Origin of the sequence: Bradyrhizobium sp. (genome assembly GCF_047605465.1) — a bacterium.
Taxonomy (GTDB): Bacteria; Pseudomonadota; Alphaproteobacteria; order Rhizobiales; family Xanthobacteraceae; genus Bradyrhizobium.
The window spans coordinates 1-21553 of the sequence record NZ_JASGFS010000027.1 but is presented as its reverse complement, the minus strand read 5'-3'; the positions used below and the strand labels follow the sequence as shown (position 1 = coordinate 21553).

Annotated in this window: 20 protein-coding genes; 17 read left to right on the top strand and 3 right to left on the bottom strand. The window is 64.8% G+C overall.

Annotated elements, in window-relative coordinates; translation table 11 throughout:
- Positions 1 to 6 precede the first annotated feature (6 nt).
- Together ppsR and QM712_RS20285 are read right to left on the bottom strand one after the other, a co-directional pair.
- On the bottom strand, positions 7 to 1437 hold the full coding sequence (gene ppsR / locus QM712_RS20290) for a transcriptional regulator PpsR (RefSeq protein ID WP_415024916.1): 1431 nt from the start codon (positions 1435 to 1437) through the stop codon (positions 7 to 9).
- A 75-nt stretch (positions 1438 to 1512) separates the two neighbouring features.
- Positions 1513 to 2412 (bottom strand): B12-binding domain-containing protein, encoded by a 900-nt coding sequence (locus QM712_RS20285; protein WP_415024915.1) that lies wholly within the window; start codon positions 2410 to 2412, stop codon positions 1513 to 1515.
- Positions 2413 to 2645: 233 nt separating this feature from the next.
- On the opposite strand from QM712_RS20285, the gene bchF reads away from it, so the two are divergent.
- From bchF to QM712_RS20205, 16 genes are read left to right on the top strand one after another with little or no spacing between them, the layout of a single operon-like run.
- Entirely contained in the window at positions 2646 to 3254 is a 609-nt protein-coding gene (gene bchF / locus QM712_RS20280; protein ID WP_415024914.1) for a 2-vinyl bacteriochlorophyllide hydratase, read from the top strand.
- Positions 3251 to 4522 (top strand): ferredoxin:protochlorophyllide reductase (ATP-dependent) subunit N, encoded by a 1272-nt coding sequence (locus tag QM712_RS20275; RefSeq protein WP_415024913.1) that lies wholly within the window; start codon positions 3251 to 3253, stop codon positions 4520 to 4522. Before bchF ends, QM712_RS20275 begins: the two co-directional genes overlap by 4 nt.
- On the top strand, positions 4523 to 6079 hold the full coding sequence (gene bchB / locus QM712_RS20270) for a ferredoxin:protochlorophyllide reductase (ATP-dependent) subunit B (protein ID WP_415024912.1): 1557 nt from the start codon (positions 4523 to 4525) through the stop codon (positions 6077 to 6079).
- Positions 6054 to 9641: a magnesium chelatase subunit H gene (locus QM712_RS20265; protein ID WP_415024911.1), complete on the top strand. Its 3588-nt coding sequence runs from the start codon at positions 6054 to 6056 to the stop codon at positions 9639 to 9641. The genes bchB and QM712_RS20265 overlap by 26 nt, the downstream gene beginning before the upstream one ends.
- A complete protein-coding gene (bchL, locus tag QM712_RS20260; RefSeq protein WP_415024910.1) occupies positions 9638 to 10546 on the top strand; it encodes a ferredoxin:protochlorophyllide reductase (ATP-dependent) iron-sulfur ATP-binding protein in 909 nt (302 codons plus the stop codon). Before QM712_RS20265 ends, bchL begins: the two co-directional genes overlap by 4 nt.
- Positions 10546 to 11247 (top strand): magnesium protoporphyrin IX methyltransferase, encoded by a 702-nt coding sequence (gene bchM / locus QM712_RS20255; protein WP_415024909.1) that lies wholly within the window; start codon positions 10546 to 10548, stop codon positions 11245 to 11247. Before bchL ends, bchM begins: the two co-directional genes overlap by 1 nt.
- Positions 11244 to 12674: a PucC family protein gene (locus QM712_RS20250; RefSeq protein ID WP_415024908.1), complete on the top strand. Its 1431-nt coding sequence runs from the start codon at positions 11244 to 11246 to the stop codon at positions 12672 to 12674. The genes bchM and QM712_RS20250 overlap by 4 nt, the downstream gene beginning before the upstream one ends.
- 18 nt (positions 12675 to 12692) lie before the next feature.
- Positions 12693 to 13469 carry a photosynthetic reaction center subunit H gene (puhA, locus tag QM712_RS20245; protein ID WP_415024907.1) on the top strand — a complete coding sequence of 259 codons (777 nt, stop codon included), beginning with the start codon at positions 12693 to 12695 and terminating at the stop codon, positions 13467 to 13469.
- The gene (gene puhB / locus QM712_RS20240) at positions 13466 to 14116 is read left to right on the top strand and encodes a photosynthetic complex putative assembly protein PuhB (protein WP_415024906.1); all 651 of its coding nucleotides are present in this window, start codon (positions 13466 to 13468) and stop codon (positions 14114 to 14116) included. The genes puhA and puhB overlap by 4 nt, the downstream gene beginning before the upstream one ends.
- 9 nt (positions 14117 to 14125) lie before the next feature.
- Positions 14126 to 14584, top strand: coding sequence for a photosynthetic complex assembly protein PuhC (gene puhC, locus QM712_RS20235; RefSeq protein ID WP_415024905.1), 459 nt, complete (start codon positions 14126 to 14128; stop codon positions 14582 to 14584).
- Positions 14581 to 14886, top strand: a complete 306-nt coding sequence (locus tag QM712_RS20230; protein ID WP_415024904.1) for a hypothetical protein — start codon at positions 14581 to 14583, stop codon at positions 14884 to 14886. Before puhC ends, QM712_RS20230 begins: the two co-directional genes overlap by 4 nt.
- Positions 14883 to 15947, top strand: coding sequence for a magnesium-protoporphyrin IX monomethyl ester (oxidative) cyclase (gene acsF, locus QM712_RS20225; protein ID WP_415024903.1), 1065 nt, complete (start codon positions 14883 to 14885; stop codon positions 15945 to 15947). Before QM712_RS20230 ends, acsF begins: the two co-directional genes overlap by 4 nt.
- A 12-nt stretch (positions 15948 to 15959) precedes the next feature.
- Positions 15960 to 16904: a putative photosynthetic complex assembly protein PuhE gene (puhE, locus tag QM712_RS20220; protein WP_415024902.1), complete on the top strand. Its 945-nt coding sequence runs from the start codon at positions 15960 to 15962 to the stop codon at positions 16902 to 16904.
- A gap of 32 nt (positions 16905 to 16936) precedes the next feature.
- A complete protein-coding gene (hemA, locus tag QM712_RS20215; RefSeq protein WP_415024901.1) occupies positions 16937 to 18148 on the top strand; it encodes a 5-aminolevulinate synthase in 1212 nt (403 codons plus the stop codon).
- Between the two features lie 8 nt (positions 18149 to 18156).
- Positions 18157 to 19041, top strand: coding sequence for an oxygen-dependent coproporphyrinogen oxidase (gene hemF, locus QM712_RS20210; protein ID WP_415024900.1), 885 nt, complete (start codon positions 18157 to 18159; stop codon positions 19039 to 19041).
- Positions 19042 to 19069: 28 nt separating this feature from the next.
- Positions 19070 to 19549, top strand: a complete 480-nt coding sequence (locus QM712_RS20205) for a hypothetical protein (protein WP_415024899.1) — start codon at positions 19070 to 19072, stop codon at positions 19547 to 19549.
- Positions 19550 to 19593: 44 nt separating this feature from the next.
- On the opposite strand, the gene QM712_RS20200 is transcribed toward QM712_RS20205, so the two are convergent.
- A complete protein-coding gene (locus tag QM712_RS20200; protein ID WP_415024898.1) occupies positions 19594 to 20025 on the bottom strand; it encodes a hypothetical protein in 432 nt (143 codons plus the stop codon).
- Between the two features lie 416 nt (positions 20026 to 20441).
- On the opposite strand from QM712_RS20200, the gene QM712_RS20195 reads away from it, so the two are divergent.
- Positions 20442 to 21323 (top strand): AraC family transcriptional regulator, encoded by an 882-nt coding sequence (locus QM712_RS20195; RefSeq protein ID WP_415024897.1) that lies wholly within the window; start codon positions 20442 to 20444, stop codon positions 21321 to 21323.
- Positions 21324 to 21553: the final 230 nt, after the last annotated feature.

Here is a 21553-nt window from a genome sequence, read left to right as displayed (position 1 = left end):
GATGGATTACCCGACCTTGCCTTCGTCATATTCACCGGCTTCGGCGAGGCCGAAGCGACGAAGCTTCACATAAAGGCTCTGACGGCTGAGCCCGAGCATTTCGGCGGCGGTGGCACGGTTGTCGCCGGTCAGCTTCAGCGCCGCCTCGATGCACATGCGCTCGATCACGTCGGTGGTCTCGCGCACCAGCTCCTTCAGCGGAACGCGCCCGATCAGCTCGGTGAGCTGTTCGCGCGACCGCGGGATTTCGGAGTGGGGGCCCGAGATGGCGCCAATGCGCCGTTCGACGTTGCGGATGACAAAGCCGAGGCTCGGAACATCCTGCGGGCCGAGGGCGACCGCGGAGATTTCGACGTTGACGGGCGAGCCATGCTCGCCACGCACCACGCTCGAAAACAGCTTGAGCGACCTGTGCTGCCGCAGATTTGTCAGCAGGATCTCGAAATCGACGCTGGATTTGCCGATCCAGCGATCGATGTTCTCGCCATGAACGTGCTTCTCATGCTCGATCTGGGCCAGCTGCAGGAAGGCGGCGTTGGCGCGGAGCAGGCGGCCGTCGCGGTCGGTGAGGACGAAACCATCAGGCGCGTCCTCGACAAACTGAAGCACCTGCAACGTGTCGTCGGCGCGGGCCGCGGAAGGCGGCAGCGCTGGTGCCATCGACACGAAGCGCAACAGGAAGAACGATGAAAGGTCCTGTCTGAAGAACATCCCGTCGAGCGAGAATTCCCGGCCATTGTCCAGCCGGAGCTTCAGCGCCTCGATCCGCCCCTGCGTGCGCAGCGCAAGGGAAATGGACTGGACCGCGGCGAGGTCATCGATCAACAGCGCGTCCGGAAAGAGCTTTCCGATCAAATGCGTCGGGCCTTCGCCGACCAGGATGGAGGCTGCCGGATTGGCTTCGACGACACGGTGAGTTGAGGCATCGACGATCAGTACCGGCTCCGAATACATCTGGAACAGGATCCGGTAACGCGATTCCACGTTGCGCATCTTCGAGTAATCGCGCTCGATGGCGATCTGCGCCTCGACCAGCTTCTGCTGGAGCGCTGCGGCGGCGCGAACGTCTCGGCCGATGGCGACGAAGCGCTGCTCACCGGTCGCGACCACGGAATAGAGGATCGGAATGTCGGGGCCGCGCATTGCCGGGTAGCGGATTTCCCGCCACCGCGAGACTCTTTTCGTGGCCGCTTCCTCCAGCAATTGTTCGATCTTTCTCTGGCTTTCCTCGGCCACCGTTGCCTGCCAGGACCGTCCGACCCATTGGTCGCTGTATTTCAGCTCGAGCGGTAGATCCGCGCGCTGGAAGGCGGCGTCGTGGATCGCTCCTTCATGATCGATGGCGAGCGCAATGTCGGAGGCGGCGGCAATCAGCAAGGCCGCGACATCCGCATCGAGATCGCCAAGCGATTCTTTCGGAGCCCTGAAAGCCTTCACGGACGAAATCACCCTCCGACAACAGCGGTCCTCTCGCGGCGAATGTCATCCCGGCGTCGCTTTCACAAGGCCAGCCTATCGCCGCTCGGTCAGGAGGTTGACGACATTCTGGGCTTGCAAGGCTTCATGACTGAAGTCGGAGACGACTGCGTCGCCACCGACCAGCAGGACGAGTTCGGGCCGTTCGGTGAACGCGGGACCGCAGACCATGACACCGATATTGCGATTGGACGATTCACGCCGGATCGTGCGGATGCTCGTGGCGAGGTCGTCAAGCTTCTTGTCGTTGCTCGCAAAGAACTCGACGACGTCGAACCATTGCGTCCGGATCGTTTCGATGAAGGCGGCCCCGGCGGGATCGGGCTCGATCCAGGTGTCCCAGCCGTCACGCCGAAAGAACTCGCCGGCCAGGACCAGGCCGAACATCATATGGGCAATGTCGTGCTTTTCGTCGGGACCTGCCGTGAGCAGGGCGCGCAAGCCGGCCGACTTGACGCCGGCGTCGGCGCAAAACGCGGGGCTGAAGTCGCGCAGCAATTGCTGCATGCGCCACAACGCGAGCGTGACATCGGCGAAATCCCACTCGTCGTTCATCCAGAGATGACGCAGATGGCGCGCGGCCGGGACCATGAGGTTGAGATAGATCGTCTGGAGCGGCACGCCGCGATCGCGATAGGACTGGATCAGGTCCGCTGCCCGATGGTTTTCGGTTCCCAGCACCAGTTCGGCGAAGCCTGCCACGCCGCCATCGTCCGCGGGCATTGGCGACGGCACCGCTTGCTGCACCGCATTGCCGTGCGCCATCACCAGACGGGGGATGATCTCGACCTCAACGGTCCGGCTGAGATGAGAGAGCGTGGTGCCGCGGATGACGAGCGGCGGAAGCTTGCGGTGAAGACCGGTTTGAATGCTCGGACGGGCGGTGCGAACGCCGAACCCGGCCGGTGGAGGGGCGGTTTCATTGAGATCAGTCATCGAATGCCTCCCTGAGCATTTGAACGGAAGCGAGTCAGATCGTCAAGTATTATTGACGTCAGTTTTTATTGACACTCGTTTTGGAGGGGTCTAGCCTCTCCGCATCGGGCTCGCACTTCCGGGGTCAAGCGATGCACCATTTCAGGGCCAATCGATCGCTAGGCGATAATGCCGGCCTTGATGTTTTGCTGGTGTCCCCTGATCCCGCACCATCGCAGCACTCGTCCAACGAGTTGTCAAATAGTCTTTACAATTGCTGTGATGCACAGTTCACATTTCCGACCGATCCGGCGCTGCGGCGAAACCTCGAAGCAGCCGGGGAGCCGCGACCACCGCAGGTGAGCCGGACATCGCGCCCGCTCTATTCCAGCGAAGAGAGGCGCCGCCGCGATGAGACGCCCTGGACTCTGGTGCAGGGAATCCTGGCGCCCGTCCAGTTTGTCGCCTTCGCGATCAGCCTCGTTCTGGTGTTGCACTATCTCGCGACCGGCGAGGGGCTCTGGATCGCGACGTGCTCCATCGTGATCAAGACCCTGTTGCTCTACGCGATCATGATCACGGGCTCGATCTGGGAGCGCGTCGTGTTCGGCCGCTACCTCTTCGCGCACGCCTTCTTCTGGGAAGACGTCTTCAGCATGCTGGTGCTGGCCCTGCACACCGCCTACCTCGTCGCGATCATCGGCGGCATCGGCAGTTCGCGGCAGCAGATGGTGCTGGTGCTCGCGGCCTACGCCTCCTACGCGATCAATGCCACGCAATTTCTCCTCAAGCTCCGTGCCGCGCGCCTGCAGGATCAGGCCGCGCGATCGCCGGCGCATCTCGCCGTCGGGGGAGCCAAATGAACATGCGCGCAAAACCCTGTTCGGTCGGCGACAATGTCCTGCGTGAGCGCGGTCAGCGCGAAGTGTTTTGCGGGTTAACCGGCATTGTCTGGCTGCATCGCAAGATCCAGGATGCCTTCTTCCTGGTCGTGGGATCCAGGACCTGTGCGCACCTGATCCAGTCGGCGGCCGGCGTGATGATCTTTGCCGAGCCGCGCTTTGCCACGGCGATCATGGAGGAGCGCGATCTTGCCGGCCTGGTCGATGCCAATGACGAACTCGACCGCATCGTCGCGCAGTTGCTGGCGCGCCGTCCCGATATCAAGCTGCTGTTCCTGGTCGGCTCCTGTCCGTCGGAAGTGATCAAGCTCGATCTGTCGCGCGCCGCGCTGCGGCTGTCGCAACGATTTTCGCCGGCCGTTCGTGTGCTGAATTATTCCGGGAGCGGGATCGAGACAACGTTCACGCAAGGCGAGGACGCCTGCCTTGCCTCCCTCGTGCCTGTTTTGCCCGAGGCCGGCCCGAATTCTCCGCCGTCTTTATTGATCGTCGGAGCGCTTGCCGATGTCGTGGAAGATCAGTTCCGCCGGCTGTTCGCGGCGCTCGGAATCTCGTCTGTCTCGTTCCTGCCGCCGCGGCGTTCGTCCGAGCTGCCGGCCGTGGGTTCGAACACGCATTATCTGTTGGCCCAGCCGTTCCTGAGCGAAACCGCCCGCGCGCTCGAACAGCGCGGCTGCACGCGAATTGCAGCGCCATTTCCGCTGGGCAGTGAAGGCACCACCGCCTGGCTTCGCGCGGCAGCGGCGCAATTCGCCGTCGGCGAAGCGCATTTCAATGCCGTGACCGCACCGCTCCGCGAGCGCGCCGATCGTGCCGTCGGACGTTACAGGGCGCAGCTGTCGGGCAAGCGCATCTTCCTGTTCCCGGATTCCCAGATCGAGATCCCCCTTGCGCGGTTCCTGGCACGCGAGCTCGGCATGGATCTCGTCGAGATCGGCACGCCCTATCTGCATCGCGAGCATCTCGCCGACGAGCTGGCGCTGCTTCCGCCGGACGTGAGTGTCAGCGAAGGCCAGGATGTCGAGCGTCAACTCGATCGCTGCCGCCAGGCGGCGCCGGACCTCGTCGTCTGCGGCCTCGGTCTCGCCAACCCGCTGGAGGCGGAAGGCTTCGCCACGAAATGGTCGATCGAACTGATCTTCACGCCGATCCAGGGGTACGAGCAGGCCGGCGACCTCGCCGAACTGTTCGCGCGTCCCCTGGTTCGCCGGGCAAGGCTGGTGGCCTAGATGCAGCTCACCGTCTGGACATATGAAGGACCTCCCCATGTCGGGGCGATGCGGATCGCCACCGCCATGCGCGGGGTCCATTATGTCCTGCACGCGCCGCAGGGAGACACCTACGCGGATTTGCTCTTCACCATGATCGAGCGGCGCGACCATCGCCCGCCGGTCACTTACACCACGTTCCAGGCGCGTGACCTCGGCGGCGACACCGCGGGCCTGCTGCAAACGGCGATGCGCGAGGCCTATGCGCGCTTCGCGCCCGCGGCGATGCTGGTCGGTGCATCCTGCACGGCCGAGCTGATCCAGGATGACCCTGCGGGCCTCGCGCAGGCGCTCGACCTTCCGATTCCGGTCGTGCCGCTGGAACTGCCGTCATACCAGCGCAAGGAGAACTGGGGCGCCTCCGAGACGCTGTATCGCATTGTGCGTGCGCTCGCCAACCCTCTCCGGGAAAGCCCCCCTGACCCGCGAGCAAAGAGAGCACGTTCAGTCTGCAATCTGCTTGGTCCGACGGCCCTCGGGTTCCGTCACCGCGATGACCTCGCGGAAGTGACCAGGCTGGTTGTGGACATGGGGATCGACATCGGCGTCGTCGCGCCGTGGGAGGCGACGCCTGCGGATATCGCGCGCCTGCCCGAAGCCGATTTCAACATCGTTCTGTACCCCGAGATCGCGCTGACGACGGCGCAATGGCTGCAGCGGCAGTTCAATCAGCCCTACACCAGGACGGTGCCGATCGGTGCGGCCGCGACGCGGCAGTTCATCGAGGAGGTGGCGCAGCTCGCCGGCATTGACCCTGCAAGGGCGTTGGCCGGCGCCGGGCAGCGCTCGTCCTGGTACGCGCGTTCGGTGGATTCGACCTATCTCACCGACAAGCGCGTTTTCGTCTTCGGCGATGCCACCCATGCGATTGCCGCGGCGCGCGTCGCGGCGAATGAACTGGGCTTCAAAATCGTCGGTCTCGGCACCTACAGCCGGGAGTTCGCCCGCGACGTTCGCGAGGCGGCGGCGTCCTACGGCCTCGAGGCCCTCATCACCGACGATTATCTGGAGGTCGAGGCGACGGTCAGCGAGCTGCAGCCCGAACTGGTGCTCGGCACGCAGATGGAGCGCCATATCGCCAAGCGGCTCGGCATTCCCTGCGCGGTCATCTCCGCACCCACGCATGTGCAGGATTTTCCGGCGCGCTACTCGCCCCAGATGGGGGTCGAAGGCGCCAATGTCATCTTCGACACCTGGGTTCATCCGTTGATGATGGGCCTCGAGGAGCATCTGCTCGGCATGTTCCGCGAGGACGCCGAATTCAACGACACTGCTCCGTCGCATCTCGGAGGCCAGCAACTGCCAATTGCTGACGCCCCGACGCATCGCCCCATCGCGCTGCCGCAGGCCCTCGCTGGATCCAGATGGACCGCGGAGGCCGAGCAGGAGCTTCACAAGATTCCTTTCTTCGTGCGCGGCAAGGCGCGTCGCAACACGGAGCGCTTTGCTCAGGAGCGCAATGTCGGCCTGATCACACTCGAGACCCTGTACGATGCCAAAGCGCATTTCGGCCGCTGACAAGACACCCATCCGGGTCGTCATCGTGACGATGGACAGCCATCTGGCGTCCGCAGCGTCGCGCGCGCGGGCAGCGCTTCGCGCGGAATTGCCCGGGCTCGATCTCGCAATTCACGCGGCCGACGAATGGAGCTGCAATCCGGCTGCGCTGGAGCACTGCCGGGAGGATATCGCGAAAGGCGACATCGTCATCGCCACGATGCTGTTTCTCGACGAGCACATCCAGGCGGTGCTGCCGGCACTCGCCGCCCGCCGTGACCATTGCGATGCCATGATCGGCTGCCTGTCGGCCGGCGAGGTGGTGCGACTGACCCGGCTCGGTCGCCTCACCATGTCCGGTTCGAGCGGCGGCATGCTGTCTCTCTTGAAGCGGCTGCGGGGCAGCCGAACCGGCGATTCCAGTGGCGCAGGCCAGATGAAGATGCTGCGGCAGATGCCGCGGCTGCTGCGTTTCATCCCCGGCACCGCGCAGGATTTGCGCGCCTATTTCCTGACGCTGCAATATTGGCTCGCGGGATCGGAGCAGAATTTCGCGAGCCTCGTGAAGTTCCTGATCGGCCGGTATGCCGACGGCGCGCGCGCCTCCTTGCGCGGCAAGGTCCGGGGTGCCGAGCCCATCGTCTATCCCGAACTCGGGCTCTATCACCCCAGGCTCGCGCAGAAGATTTTGACGGACATCGAAGATCTGCCGTCGCTGCCGCAGGCCGCAGGCCGCGTCGGCGTGCTGGTGATGCGGTCCTATCTGCTTGCCGGTAACACCGCGCATTATGACGGCGTGTTGGACGCGCTCGAAGCGAAAGGCCTCCGCGTCATTCCGGCCTTCGCCAGTGGCCTCGATTCACGCCCGGCGATCGAGCAGTATTTTATCCGCGATGGCGTGGCCACAGTCGATGCGGTGGTGTCGCTGACCGGCTTCTCGCTCGTAGGGGGGCCCGCCTACAACGACGTCCATGCCGCCGAAGCGATGCTCGCGCGGCTCGATGTTCCCTACATCGCCGCGCACCCGCTCGAATTTCAGACCGTGGAGCAATGGCGCGAGGATTCCCGGGGGCTGACGCCGGTGGAAGCCACCATGATGGTGGCGATCCCGGAGCTTGACGGCGCGATTGCGCCGATGACGTTCGGCGGGCGGTCCTCCATCGTCGATGCCGGTCACGACATGGCCGTGCTGCCGGAGCGCGCGGCCATGCTGGCGGCGCGTGTGGCAAGGCTGGTTGCGCTGCGCAGGAGCGCACGGGCGGAACGCAGGCTCGCCGTCGTGCTGTTCAATTTCCCGCCGAACGGCGGCAGCGCCGGGACGGCCGCCTATCTTTCGGTGTTCGAGTCCCTGCACAACACGATGAAGTCGCTCGAGGCGGCCGGATACCGGATCGATGTCCCCAAGACCGTCGACGAGCTTCGCGCGGGCGTGCTGAAGGGTAACGCGCCGCGGTTCGGCACAGACGCGAACGTCGCCGCGCGGATTCCGGTCGACGATTACATGCGCCGCGAGCGCTGGCTGCCTGAGATCGAAAAGCAGTGGGGCGCAGCACCAGGCAGGCACCAGACCGATGGCAGTCATCTGCTAGTCCTCGGCGAGCAGTTCGGCAATCTGTTCGTCGGCCTGCAACCGGCCTTCGGCTACGAAGGCGACCCGATGCGGCTGTTGTTCGAGCGCGGATTCGCGCCGACACATGCTTTCGCGGCCTTCTATCGCTGGATGCGGGAAGAGTTCGGCGCTCATGCAGTTCTGCATTTCGGTACGCATGGCGCCCTCGAATTCATGCCCGGTAAGCAGGTCGGCCTTTCCGGCGATTGCTGGCCGGATCGGCTGATCGGCGATCTCCCCAACTTCTATCTCTATGCCTCCAACAATCCGTCGGAGGGAACGTTGGCCAAGCGCCGCGGATCGGCAACGCTGATCAGTTATCTGACGCCGGCGATCGCGAAGGCAGGCCTGTACAAGGGGCTCGCCGATCTCAAGGCCTCGCTTGACAGCTGGCGCGCGATGGCGCCCCAGGCGAGGGACGGGGAGCGAGCCGACGCGCTTGCACTGATCCAGGCTCAGGCCGCCGCGGTCGATCTTGCCGAGGCGGAGGCTGCCTGGGGAGGCGATGCGGCCCAGCGTGTCGCGGCGTTGGCGAATGCCGTCCTCGAGCTCGAATACTCCCTGATCCCGCACGGATTGCACGTCGTCGGGGCGCCGCCGTCGGCCGCGCAGCGTGCGGATATTCTGGACGCCGCCGATATCACCGAGAGCGAGCAACGCGCTGCGCTCGACGAGTTGCTGGCGAGGGATCACGAGACGCCCGCCATCATCCACGCGCTCGATGGCGGCTACATCCACCCCGTCGCCGGCGGTGACCTCCTGCGCAACGTCGAGGTGCTGCCGACCGGACGCAATCTGCACGGCTTCGATCCTTTCCGCATCCCCAGTGCATTCGCCGTGCTGGACGGGGCGCGGCAGGCCGACCGCCTGCTGGCACGCCACGCAAGCGAGGCCGCCGCCTTGCCGGAGACCGTCGCGCTGGTGCTCTGGGGCACCGACAATCTCAAGACCGAGGGCGCGCCGATCGCGCAGGCGCTGTGGCTGCTCGGCGCAGAACCCCGCCGTGACAGCTATGGCCGCCTTGCCGGGGCGCAGTTGATCCCGCTCGAACGGCTGGGCCGGCCGCGCATCGACGTCGTCATGACTCTCTCGGGCATCTTCCGTGACCTGATGCCGTTGCAGACGAAGTTGCTCGCCGAGGCGGCCTGGCTCGCCGCCGTCGCAGACGAGCCCATCGAGCGAAATTTCGTTCGCAAGCATGCGCTCGACTATCAGAAGACGCACGGTGGTGATCTCAGGGAGGCCGCACTGCGCGTGTTCGGCAACGCCGAGGGCGCTTACGGGGCCAACGTCAATCATCTCATTGATTGCGGCGCCTGGACCGACGAGCAGGAACTTGCTGAGGCCTATACGCGACGCAAGGGCTTTGCCTACGGCACGGACGGCCGCCCCGTCCGCCGCGACGCGTTGCTCGGCCACGTTCTCGCCGGCGTCGATGCGGCCTACCAGAACATCGATTCCGTCGAGCTCGGCGTCACCACCGTGGACCATTATTTCGATACGCTCGGCGGCATCAGCCGTGCGGTGAAGCGCGCGCGCGGCGAGGCGGCACCCGTCTATATCGGCGACCAGACCAGGGGCGAGGGCACGGTCCGTACGCTCTCCGAACAGGTTGCGCTGGAAACGCGCACGCGAACGCTCAATCCGAAATGGTACGAGGCGCTGCTCGCGCACGGCTACGAAGGTGTTCGCCAGATCGAATCGCATGTCACCAACACCGTCGGATGGTCCGCCACCACCGGCCAGGTCGCGCCCTGGGTCTATCAGCAGATCACGACCACCTACGTGCTGGACGAAGCGATGCGTGAGCGGCTCGCCGCGCTCAACCCTGCCGCTTCGGCCAAGATCGCCAATCGCCTGATCGAAGCACACGAACGAAACTACTGGTCGCCCGACCAGGCCATGCTCGACATGCTCCGCAAGGCGGGGGAGCAGTTCGAGGATCGTCTCGAAGGCGTGGGAGTTGCAGCATGAACATTCCAGTCCGACAACCTTCTGCGTCCGCGCCGATCCGCCGCCCCGACGGCGCAGGCAGCGTGCAGGTCCAGATGGACCCCAACCTCGTCATCGGGACTGCAAAGGTGTTTTCGGTCTATGGCAAGGGCGGTATCGGCAAGAGCACGACATCGTCCAACCTGTCAGTCGCCTTCTCGAAGCTCGGCAAGCGCGTGCTTCAGATCGGCTGCGACCCCAAGCATGATTCGACCTTCACGCTGACCAAGCGTCTGGTGCCGACCGTGATTGACGTGCTCGAGCAGGTGAATTTCCACGCCGAGGAGCTCCGCACCGACGACTTCGTCTATCAGGGCTACAACGGCGTGATGTGCGTCGAGGCCGGCGGACCGCCGGCCGGGACCGGCTGCGGCGGCTACGTGGTCGGCCAGACCGTCAAGCTCCTGAAGGAGCATCACCTCCTCGACGACACCGACATCGTGATCTTCGACGTGCTCGGCGATGTCGTCTGCGGCGGGTTTGCATCGCCATTGCAGCATGCCGATCGCGCGCTGATCGTCGCGGCCAACGACTTCGACTCGATCTTTGCGATGAACCGGATCGTGGCCGCGATCCAGGCCAAGTCGCGGAATTATCCGGTGCGGCTCGGCGGCGTGATCGTCAACCGCAGCGCCGGCACCGATCAGGTCGACAAGTTCAATGAAAAGACCGGACTGAAGACGGTCGCGCACTTCCCGGACCTCGATGTCATCCGCAAGAGCCGGCTGAAGAAGTCGACGCTGTTCGAGATGGAGCCGTCGCCCGAGGTCGAGGCCGTCCAGAACGAATATCTCCGGCTTGCCGCCTCGCTGTTGGCGGGCGCCGAGCCCTTGAACGCCATTCCCCTGAAAGATCGCGACATCTTCGACCTCCTGGGATTCGACTGATGACCACGGCACACTATCTTGAACGGCGCGGTGAGCTGGAAACCTATTTCGACAGGACCGCGGTCGCGGCCTGGACGCGGCTCACCTCCGATGCGCCGGTCGGGCGCATCCGCGCCACGGTGCGGGCGGGCCGCGATGAGATGCGGCAGACGCTTCTGTCCTGGCTGCCGGAAGACATGCGAGGCGCGCGTCTGCTCGATGCAGGCTGCGGAACTGGCGCGCTGTCGATCGATGCCGCGCGGCGCGGTGCCGACGTCGTTGCCGTCGATATTTCGCCGAGCCTGGTACAGATCGCGAGCGGCCGGCTTCCCGCGGACATCAGTCCCCACGCTATTCGCTTCGTCGCCGGCGATATGCTCGATCCGAAGCTCGGCAGGTTCGATTTCGTCGTCGCGATGGACTCCGTCATCCATTATCGCCCGGATGACGTGGTGCGGATCTTTGCCGGCCTCGCGACGCGCACGCTGCATTCGTTGCTCGTCACCTTCGCGCCGAGGACACCGGCGTTGACGCTGATGCACACGGTCGGCCGGGCTTTTCCGCGCGAGAACCGCGCGCCCGCGATCGAGCCGGTGACCGAGCAGTACCTCAAGAAGCTGATCACCGAGCATCCGGACCTCGAAGACTGGTCGTTCGGCCGCGGCCGCCGCGTCGCGAGCGGCTTCTACAAGTCCCACGCCCTGGAGTTATTGCGACGATGACCAGGCTCGCTTCATCGCTTGCGCAAGGCTGGATGCGACTGGGGTCGCGTTTCCTGCCCTTTGCGGATGCGGCGACGAGCGAGCTGCCTTTGCCTCGGCTGATGCGGCTGTCGCTGTTTCAGGTGTCCGTCGGCATATCCGTGGTCTTGCTGGACGGGACGCTGAACCGGGTGATGATCGTCGAGCTCGGCGTGCCGAGCTGGCTGGTGGCCCTGATGGTCGCGCTGCCGCTGGTGTTCGCGCCGCTGCGCGTGCTGATCGGCTTCCGGTCGGATCATCACCGCTCGGTGCTCGGCTGGCGCCGCGTGCCCTACATCTGGATGGGCACGCTGCTGCAGTTCGGCGGCCTCGCGATCATGCCCTTTGCGCTGCTGGTGCTGTCGGGCGATGAGCCCGGGCAAGTCATCGCCGGGCGGATCGGCGCGGCGATCGCGTTCCTGCTCGTCGGCGCCGGGCTGCACACCACGCAGACGGCCGGGCTTTCGCTCGCGACCGACATCGCGCCCGAGCATTCGCGCCCGCGGGTGGTGGCATTCCTCTATGTCATGCTGATGCTGGGCATGATGGCGAGCGCGCTCGCCTTCGGCGCGCTGCTTTCCAGTTTCAGCGAGATGCGGCTGATCCAGGTGGTCCAGGGCGCTGCGCTGACCGAGATGGTGCTCAACATCATCGCCCTGTGGAAGCAGGAAGCGCGCGATCCGTCGCGAACGTCAGGCGAGAACGAGCGGCCGCGGTTCCAGGACTCCTGGCGGAAGTTCCAGGATGCGGGCGGTTCGTTGCGCGTGCTTCTCGCGGTCGGCCTCGGCACCGCGGGTTTCACCATGCAGGATATTCTGCTCGAGCCTTACGGTGCCGAGATATTGCATCTCACCGTCGGTGAGACCACGGCGCTCACCGCATTATTCGCGGCGGGCACGCTGACCGGCTTTGCCATTTCGGCGCGGCGTCTCGGCAACGGATCTGATCCCTATCGTATCGCCGCGGTCGGCGCGCTGGTTGGCCTCTTGGCCTTCTCCGCCGTCATCTTCTCCGCGCCGATGATGTCGCCCTTGCTGTTCAGGATCGGCACGACGCTGATCGGGTTTGGCGGCGGCCTGTTTGCCGTCGGCACCCTGACGGCCGCCATGGCGCTCGCGCGTGACGGTGCGAGCGGCCTTGCACTCGGCACCTGGGGCGCCGTGCAGGCGACGGCTGCCGGGGCCGCGATTGCCGGCGGCGGCGCCATTCGCGACGTGATGTCGGCGCTGGCTGCCGAAGGCCATCTCGGCGTGGCGCTCGCCGGTCCCGCGACCGGTTACAGCATCGTCTACCACATCGAGATTGCATTGCTCTTCGCAACGCTCGCGGTGATCGGACCTCTGGTGCGATCGCGGCATCCGGCCACCCAACAGAAGCTCGAGTTCGGCATCGCGGAATTTCCAAATTAGTCCATTCGGGAGGACGTCATGCACACAGATCTCACCGGTTACCTCGACGTCGCGCAGGTCACGCTCTACGCCTTCTGGATCTTCTTTGCGTGCCTGATCTTCTATCTCAGGCGCGAGGACAAGCGCGAAGGCTATCCGCTGCAATATGAGGACGGCGGCCGCGGCAGGGGCACCGGCTTTCCCACCTATCCCGGCTTCAAGAAGTACCTGCTGCGCCACGGGCATACCGCGACCCTGCCGAACTGGAAGAACGACCGCGGCGACGCGCCCGTCACGCCGATGGCGCCTTGGCCCGGATCACCCTACGTGCCGACAGGCAACCCGATGCTCGACGGCGTTGGGCCTGCCTCCTATGCGGATCGCGAGGACATTCCTGAGCTCTCGATGGACGACGTCCCCGCGATCGTGCCGCTGCGCGCCGATACCACGATCACGATCGAGCAGCGCGACCCCGATCCGCGCGGCATGCCGGTCATCGGCGCCGATGGCGAGGTCGGCGGCACCGTTCGTGAAGTCTGGGTCGACCGCGCCGAAATGCTGATCCGCTACCTCGAGGTCGAGGTGGCGGGCGCCGCCGGCCGCAACGTGCTGGTGCCGATGACGATGGTGCGCGTCAAGATGCGCTGGGGCAAGGGGCGCGTCGTGGTGCAATCGATCCTCGGCCGGCAATTCGCGGATGCGCCGGTGCTGGCCAATCCCGAGCAGGTCACCAAGCGTGAGGAGGACAGGATCGTCGGCTATTTCGGCGGCGGCAATCTCTACGCCACCGCCGCGCGACAGGAGCCGCTGCTGTGAGCATCCGGATGCGCCAGTTCGAAGACCTCGATCTGCCCCGCGGCGAGAGCCTGGTCTGGCAGGGCAGACCGGATGCACGGGGCCTTGCCGTGCGGGTGTTTCATGTCAGGCTCGTCGCGGTCTATTTCGCATTGCTCTTCGCCGTGCGGATCGCGATCGGTGTCTCCGACGGGCAGCCGCTGTTCGACACGATGGTCGCTGCGAGCCGGCTGGCGATTCCATTCGCGATCGTCATGGTCCTGCTGTGCGGCCTCGCCGTCCTCTATAGCCGCACCACGCGCTACAGCGTGACCGACCGGCGCCTGCTGCTGCAATTCGGCGCGGTGCTGCCGATGACGCTCAACATTCCCTTCCGGCAGATCGCCAGCGCCGCCGTGAAGGAATATGCCGACGGCAGCGGCGATCTGCCCATTTCAGTCGCCGGCGAGCAGCGGCTGGCATTCCTGCTGCTGTGGCCGCATGTGCGGCCGTGGCGGCTAACGAAGGTTGAGCCGATGCTCCGCTGCGTGCCTGACGCACGCGGCGTGGGCCATCTGCTGACCAAGGCCTTGACCGCTGCTTCGTCGCCGGCGCCCGAACCCGTCGTCACTGCGATGCCGGTGCCGCGATCGGCCGAGCTGGGCTCGACTGTCGCGACCGCGGCTTAGGAGGAGACCATGAGCGCAGCCGTTGCCGACAGAATGGTTCCGCGGGGCGCGATCCTCGGAGCGGCCTCGCTCATCGTCTTCTCGCTGGTCGTGGCGAGCGTCGGCCGGCTCACAGGCATCGGCGCGGTTCGCGAGAACTATGCGACGGCGGTGCAGAACCTGTCGTTCCGGTTCGAGGACCGTACCGATGGCGGCATTGCCGTGATTGCACCCGAGAGCGGCGCGGTGATCGGCGTTGTGCCCGCGGGGACCGACGGCTTCGTCCGCACCGTGCTGCGCAGCTTCGCCTTCGACCGCCAGCGCCATGGCCTCGGCGCGGGGCCGGCCTTCGTCATCGCCAGATGGTCGGACGGCCATTCCACCATCGAGGATCCCGCCACCGGCCGCCGCGTCGATCTCGCGGCGTTCGGCGCCGCCAACATGCAGGCCTTCGAACACGTCGTCGCCATGCGAGGTAACAAGCCATGACCCTGCTGCACAATGGAGAGCCCCGGAGTTTCGATGTCGGATGCACGATCGAGATCGAGCAGACCGGCGAGAGCCTGCATGCGCATGTCAGCCTCGACGGCAATGTCGAGATCCGCCCGGGCGACGAGGTCACCATCCATGGCGCGCCGGTGCGGGTCGCGTTCGGCGACACCGTCCATCTGCGCCGCACCGCGACGGTGGTGCGCGCGGGCACGCTCAAGCGGCTCATGACCCATGTCGCCGGCTATCTCGAGCTCACCGAACTCTATGACGTCAGCTTCTCGGACGGGAGGGCATCATGATTGCGATCGAAGGTGGCACCAGGACATCGTCCAGCACCGACATGGCGCGCGAGGACACCATCCTCAGCCCGAGCTTCTACACCACCGATTTCGAGGCGATGGACCGGCTCAACGTCGATCTGGTGCGGCGGGAATGGGACGCGGTGATCTCGGACCTGCGCGCGGATTTCAACCGCAAGCATTTCGTCAAGACGACGGAGTTCGAGCGGGATCTCAACGATCTGCCGGAAGATCTGCGCAAGGAATTCAAGGATTTCCTGGTCAGCTCGCTGACGGCGGAATTTTCAGGCTGCGTGCTCTATGCCGAGATCAAGAAGCGCATCCAGAACCCCGATATTCGCGAGCTCTTCACCTATATGAGCCGCGACGAGGCGCGCCATGCCGGCTTCATCAACGAAATCCTGAAAGATCACGGCATCGGCGTCGATCTCAGCTTCCTGACCAAGGTCAAGAAGTACACCTACTTCAAGCCGAAATTCATCTTCTATGCGACCTATCTGTCCGAGAAAATCGGCTATGCCCGCTACATCACGATCTATCGGCAGATGGAGCGCAATCCGGACCGGCAATTCCATCCGATCTTCCGCTGGTTCGAGAAGTGGTGCAACGACGAGTTCCGCCACGGCGAGGCGTTTGCGCTGTTGATGCGCGCCGACCCCGCGCTGTTGAAGGGCCGCAACAAGCTCTGGATCAAGTTCTTCCTGCTCGCGGTGTTCGCGACCATGTATGTGCGCGATCACATGCGCCCCGCGTTCCATGAAGCCCTCGGCATGAAGCCGACCGATTACGACATGCGGGTGTTCCGCATCACGTCGGATATCTCGCGCCAAGTCTTTCCGGTCGTGCTCGATATCGACGATCCGCGCTTCCTGGCCGGGCTCGAAAGGCTGCGGAAGGTTTCGGAAGCGATCGCCGACGCGAAGGCGAGCGGTGGCCTCGCCTCGCGGCTCAAGCGTGTCATCCTGCCGCTTGCAGCGGCCACAGCCTTCGCCCGGCTGTTCCTGCTGCCGGCCAAGAACAACGAGTTGCCGCAGGAAATCAGGCTTCAACCCGCTTGGTGATGGGAGCCCGTCATGGGCGCACTTGCAATCGCAATTCCCTACGTCCTCTTCGTCTGGTGGTTCTCCACGGGCACGGTTCTCTTGCTGGTGGGGATGTCGCTGCGCCATGATGTGCTGCTGAAGGTGGGCGCAGCGGTCCTGTTCGTGGCGTCGCTGGTGGGCCTTGCAGCCAGCAGCCGGGAAGCCAGTGCGGCAGGCGCCTATTGCGTCTTCACCTGCGCGATCCTGCTCTGGGGCGCCGTCGAGATATCGCTGTTGGCGGGCTGGATCACCGGCCCGCGGCCGCAAGCCTGCCCGCGCGATTGCACCACGGTCGATCGCGTCTGGTTCGCGTTGCAGGCGACCGCCTATCACGAGTTCGCGCTCATCGCCACGGCAGGCCTTGCCTTTGCGGTGACGGTGGGCGCGCCCAATCAGCTCGGCTGGTGGACCTTTGGGGCGATGCTGGTGCTGCGGCAGAGCGCCAAGATCAATCTCTTTCTCGGCGTGCGCACGCTCAACGACGAACTGTTGCCGTCGCAGGTTGATTTCCTGCGAAGCTATTTTGCGCGAAAGCCGATCAATGCGCTGTTCCCTTTCTCGGTGACGCTCGCGACAGCGGCTGCGGCCTGGCTCGCGGTGGCTGCGGTCGGCGCCGAGTCGCGCTTCGACGCGCTCTCTTACTCGCTGCTCGCCGCCCTGGTGGCGCTCGGCGCGCTCGAGCACTGGTTCATGGTGCTTCCGATGCCGGTGGTCGATCTCTGGCGCTGGAGCGTCCGCGCTCAGGCGCCGATGGCTCCGACGCCCGAGCCTATCGTGCGACCGGTGCTTGCGGTGATCCCGGGCGGTGCCGCGGCGGCCGAACGTCCGGCTGTGAAGAGCGCCGCCTTCCTCGCCAGGCAGCGCCTGGAAGACCAGTTTCGCCAATCCTATCGCGACAGCAAGGCCGCAAGCGCGCTCGGACAGGACGTTTCATAGGATTTCAATCGAACAGCAGAGGGGAGATCGCCATGAACTACGAAGACTATTTCCGCCGCCAACTGGATGGTCTCCGCCGCGAGGGCCGCTATCGCGTCTTTGCCGATCTCGAGCGCAAGGCCGGTGCATTTCCGCGCGCCGCGCATCACACGCCGTCCGGCGAACGCGAGGTGACGGTGTGGTGCTCGAACGATTATCTCGGGATGGGGCAGCACCCCAAGGTGCTGGCCGCGATGCACGAGGCGCTCGATCGCTGCGGTGCAGGCGCCGGGGGCACCCGTAACATCGCCGGCACCAATCATTACCACGTGTTGCTGGAGGCCGAACTCGCCGATCTCCACGGCAAGCAGGCCGCGTTGTTGTTCAATTCCGGCTACGTCTCGAACTGGACGACGCTCAGCACGCTGGCCTCGCGCATGCCCGGCTGCGTGATCCTGTCGGACGAGTTGAACCATGCCTCGATGATCGAGGGCATGAAGCACAGCCGCTGCGCCACGCGCGTGTTCCGTCACAACGATGTCGCCGACCTCAGGAGCAAGCTGTCCGACCTCGAACGCGACGCGCCCAAGCTGATCGCCTTCGAGTCGGTCTATTCGATGGATGGCGACATCGCGCCGATCGCCGATATCTGCGATGTCGCGGACGAACATGGCGCGTTGACCTATCTCGACGAGGTGCATGCGACGGGCCTGTACGGGCCGCGCGGTGGCGGTATCTCGGACCGCGAGGGGCTCAGCGACCGCTTGACCGTGATCGAGGGAACGCTGGCGAAGGCGTTCGGCGTGATTGGTGGCTACATCACCGGCTCCCACACCATCTGCGACTTCGTGCGCAGCTTCGCGTCGGGCTTCATCTTCTCCAGCGCGCTGCCGCCGGCGGTTGCAGCAGGGGCGTTGACCAGCATCCGCCATCTCAAGGCAAGCTCGCACGAGCGCGAGCGGCATCAGGATCGCGTCGCGACCCTGCGGCGCAAGCTCGATGAAGCAGGCGTGCAGCATCTCGACAATCCCAGCCACATCGTGCCGGTGATGGTGCGCGACCCCGTGCTCTGCAAGGAGATCAGCGACATGCTGCTCGATCGCTACGGCATCTATGTCCAGCCGATCAACTATCCAACCGTCGCCCGCGGCACCGAGCGGCTACGCATCACGCCGTCACCGCTTCACTCGGATGCGGACATCGATGCGCTGGTGGCGGCATTGTCCGAGATCTGGGCGGAGGTCGGGCTGGCACGCGCGGCCTGACGCCGGCTATGACCTGTCGCGAGGCCGGATCGACCGTGCTGCAGCGGGCGCAGGCGCGTCGCTGGTTCGAGCGGCTGCGCGATGAGATCTGCAGCGCGATCGAGACGCTGGAAGAGGAGGCGCCGACCGCGCTGTTTCCCGGCGAGCCGGCGCGGTTCGTCCGCAAGCCGTGGCAGCGCGCAACGGGCGAGGGCGGCGGTATCGGCGGCTTCCTGATCGATGGCCGGCTGTTCGAGAAGGCAGCCGTTCACACTTCGTCGGCGAACGGCGTGCTGACGCCCGAATTGGCGCGAACGCTCCCGGGCGACGGCAAGCAGCTGGGCTATCTCTCCACCAGCATCAGCCTGATCATTCACCCGCGCAGCCCGCATGTTCCGACCGTGCATATGAACACGCGCTACCTCGCGACCTCGCAAGGCTGGTTCGGCGGCGGGGCCGACCTGACGCCGATGCTGCCGGACCAGCGCTCGCAGACGGCCGAGGATGCGGTGGCGTTTCATCACGCCATGCGGCAGGCCTGCGACGCCCATGACGTCGATTATTATCCCCGCTTCAAGGCCTGGGCCGATGAATATTTCTTCCTGCCGCATCGCGGCCAGACCCGCGGCGTCGGCGGCATCTTCTTCGACCACTTGAACTCCGGCGACTTCGCCGGCGATTTCGCCTTCGCGCGCGATGTCGGCACGGCCTTGCTCGAGGTCTATCCCGCAATCGTTCGCAGGCGGATGGGCGAGACGTGGAGCCAAGAGGACAGGCGGCAACAGCTGGCCTGCCGTGGCCTCTATGCCGAGTTCAATTTGCTGTACGACCGCGGCACCACGTTCGGGCTGCGGACCGGCGGAAACGTCGAGACCATTCTCAGCTCGATGCCGCCGGCGGTGAGCTGGCCCTGACGCATCCTTCACGAGGCCTGGAAGCGCGATGCGACGGTTGATGAAATTCCTGCACACGATCGGCGCCATCGGCCTGATGGGCGCGATGGCATGCCTCGTTGTGCTGCTCGGATTTCTCCCCAAGCCGTCGTCTCTGCCGGAATACGCATTGATGAGCGCGGCGATCGGCGCCATCGCGACATGGGTGTTCTTTCCGTCGCTCGCATTGACACTGATCGCGGGTCTATTGGCGATTGCCTTGAATCGCGCCTACCACAGCGCCGGCTGGGCCTGGGCCAAGCTCGCGACCGGGATCATAATTTTCGAATGGGGCTTTACGGCCGTGCTGGGCCCGCTGCAGGAAGAAGCCGAGGCCAGCGCGCGGGTGCTGTCCGGTGAGGCGGATCCGGGAACGCTGGTGTTATCGGTCACGGCAGAGCGCACATCGCTCTGGGTGTTGCTCGCTGTTGCGGCCGCCAATGTCGTTCTCGGCATCTGGCGGCCACGGCTCACCAGTCTTCCGGACTGACGCAGCGATGCGTCGCTCCGCCGGCCCAGGGGACCGCGGCGCCATTACTTCTGCGTCCCCTCCTGATGGCCTCCGCTGTCCGGACCGGATCCGCTCGACGACCCCGTCGGCGCCGTGCGCGTATCCGGCGCCGGATTCTGCGGCTGGTAGGGTTTTGGCGTGGTGGGGTCCGTCCGCTCGGTCGATAATTGGTTGTTGCGTTGCGCGACCTCCGAGACGGCGGTCCCGGAATGAGAGCGATAGCCGAAGGTCAGCAGAGCCATTGCGATCAGCGCGACCGCGAACAGGCCGGCGAGCTCGGCGCCCGCGCCGGATGGCTCGACACCGCGCGACCTGCCGTTGCCCTCGAGTGCATATGCCGCAACCTCCCGGTTGTGGCGTGAGCGCAGAAACGAGAGGAAGAATCCGGCCGCGACGATGACGCCTGCGGCCAGGGTGAAGAACATCAGCCAACTGAGGGGCGCATCACCAGTCATGGGCAGCTCCGAAAAACCCGTTCGACAGCTTACGCGCCGAGCGACGGAGTGTTCCTATTTGCCATCTCGTCGGATTGGTAAAGGAAGAGCGACTGCGCTGGACAGTCGCGTGAAGTCGTGTGGTGATCCGATTATGCGGTTACTAAGTAATTGATTATATTATTTTCTTGGCGGTCTCCTGGTTGCTGCTCCGATTTCGGATGTGCGGACCGGGAAACCTGCATGCGACGATCAGAGTTCGGCACGTTATGAAGGCAACCCGGTCTGCAGACGTCCCCGGTCGCCGTTCATCCCTAAATTGGTTGAGGCCGTAAACGGTCCTTGGCGAGGTTCTGCGCCCGCAGACAAAACCGCAAGATCAGTCGAGCGCCTCATGTCCGCGCGGGCTTAGCTGGTGCTGCCACGGAGAAAGAACGATGAAGGCCCCGCTGCAAAACTATCAGACCCGGATGCGGCGGGTGCTGGACCATATCGACCGGCATCTTGACGATGATCTGGACCTGGAAACGGTGAGCGGCGTTGCGGCCTTCTCGAAGTTTCATTTCCATCGGCAGTTCACGGCAACCTTCGGGTTGTCCGTGCATCGCTATATCCAGCTTGCCCGTCTGAAGCGCGCTTCATGCCGGCTGGCCTACATGGACGCCCAAAGCGTCACCGACGTAGCAATGGATGCCGGTTACGATGCACCGGATGCTTTCGCCCGGGCCTTTCGGCAGCGGTTCGGACAATCGCCTTCATCGTTCCAAAAGGCTCCCGACTGGGAGCGGTGGCTTGCGGCCTTAGGGCCTCTCGACAATGCGAGGAGCAAACTCATGCAGAAGACTTTCACCGCCGAGGACGTCAAGATCCGCGATGTGCCCTCCACGCCGGTGGCCATCATGGAGCACCGGGGCGACCCGGCGATGCTTGGCGCCACCATCCAGCGGTTCATCGCGTGGCGCAAGGCTGCCGGCCTGCACCCCAAGACAAACCCGACTTTCAATGTCTGGCGTTCCGAGCGGCGTCCTGCGTCGCGTGCCGATTACAGCGTGGACCTTTGTGTCGGGACAGACCAACCGATCGAGGCGAACGGCGAGCGGATCAAGGCTGGCGAGATCCCTGGTGGGCGCTGCGCGGTGCTGCGTATCGTCGGAAATACCGACAATCTGGAGCCCGCCGCACTTTACCTTTATCGCGACTGGCTTCCGGCCAGCGGAGAGGAAACACGCGATTTCCCGATCTATTGCCAGCGCCTGAGCTTCTTCCCCGAGGTGCCGGAGCATGAAGCGGTTGCGGAACTGTTCCTGCCGCTGAAATAGCGCCCACTGACGGCGGCTCGTGTCTTCCGATCGCAAGAGTCGCGCTTGGCCGTTTCGATGGGGGCACCGAGCGGCACTCTTTGCATCGTCGGGCAAAACACCAGACACCCCGTCAAGCCTTCGCCACAAAAATATTCCGCTTTACCGAAATTCGGAAATCGCGTATCCGTCGTTCATCCCGGCTCATCCTTGAGGGGCGATCTCGTGTCGTCTTGTTCGCAGGGCCGGGC

What these genes read in the sequence shown, in the direction of transcription:
- QM712_RS20285 (WP_415024915.1), bottom strand. Translation starts at nt 2,412, where the DNA reads ATGACTGATCTCAATGAAACCGCCCCTCCACCGGCCGGGTTCGGCGTT.
- QM712_RS20275 (WP_415024913.1), top strand. Translation starts at nt 3,251, where the DNA reads ATGAACATGCGCGCAAAACCCTGTTCGGTCGGCGACAATGTCCTGCGT.
- bchB (WP_415024912.1), top strand. Translation starts at nt 4,523, where the DNA reads ATGCAGCTCACCGTCTGGACATATGAAGGACCTCCCCATGTCGGGGCG.
- QM712_RS20265 (WP_415024911.1), top strand. Translation starts at nt 6,054, where the DNA reads ATGCCAAAGCGCATTTCGGCCGCTGACAAGACACCCATCCGGGTCGTC.
- bchL (WP_415024910.1), top strand. Translation starts at nt 9,638, where the DNA reads ATGAACATTCCAGTCCGACAACCTTCTGCGTCCGCGCCGATCCGCCGC.
- bchM (WP_415024909.1), top strand. Translation starts at nt 10,546, where the DNA reads ATGACCACGGCACACTATCTTGAACGGCGCGGTGAGCTGGAAACCTAT.
- QM712_RS20250 (WP_415024908.1), top strand. Translation starts at nt 11,244, where the DNA reads ATGACCAGGCTCGCTTCATCGCTTGCGCAAGGCTGGATGCGACTGGGG.
- puhA (WP_415024907.1), top strand. Translation starts at nt 12,693, where the DNA reads ATGCACACAGATCTCACCGGTTACCTCGACGTCGCGCAGGTCACGCTC.
- puhC (WP_415024905.1), top strand. Translation starts at nt 14,126, where the DNA reads ATGAGCGCAGCCGTTGCCGACAGAATGGTTCCGCGGGGCGCGATCCTC.
- QM712_RS20230 (WP_415024904.1), top strand. Translation starts at nt 14,581, where the DNA reads ATGACCCTGCTGCACAATGGAGAGCCCCGGAGTTTCGATGTCGGATGC.
- acsF (WP_415024903.1), top strand. Translation starts at nt 14,883, where the DNA reads ATGATTGCGATCGAAGGTGGCACCAGGACATCGTCCAGCACCGACATG.
- puhE (WP_415024902.1), top strand. Translation starts at nt 15,960, where the DNA reads ATGGGCGCACTTGCAATCGCAATTCCCTACGTCCTCTTCGTCTGGTGG.
- hemA (WP_415024901.1), top strand. Translation starts at nt 16,937, where the DNA reads ATGAACTACGAAGACTATTTCCGCCGCCAACTGGATGGTCTCCGCCGC.
- hemF (WP_415024900.1), top strand. Translation starts at nt 18,157, where the DNA reads ATGACCTGTCGCGAGGCCGGATCGACCGTGCTGCAGCGGGCGCAGGCG.
- QM712_RS20205 (WP_415024899.1), top strand. Translation starts at nt 19,070, where the DNA reads ATGCGACGGTTGATGAAATTCCTGCACACGATCGGCGCCATCGGCCTG.
- QM712_RS20200 (WP_415024898.1), bottom strand. Translation starts at nt 20,025, where the DNA reads ATGACTGGTGATGCGCCCCTCAGTTGGCTGATGTTCTTCACCCTGGCC.
- QM712_RS20195 (WP_415024897.1), top strand. Translation starts at nt 20,442, where the DNA reads ATGAAGGCCCCGCTGCAAAACTATCAGACCCGGATGCGGCGGGTGCTG.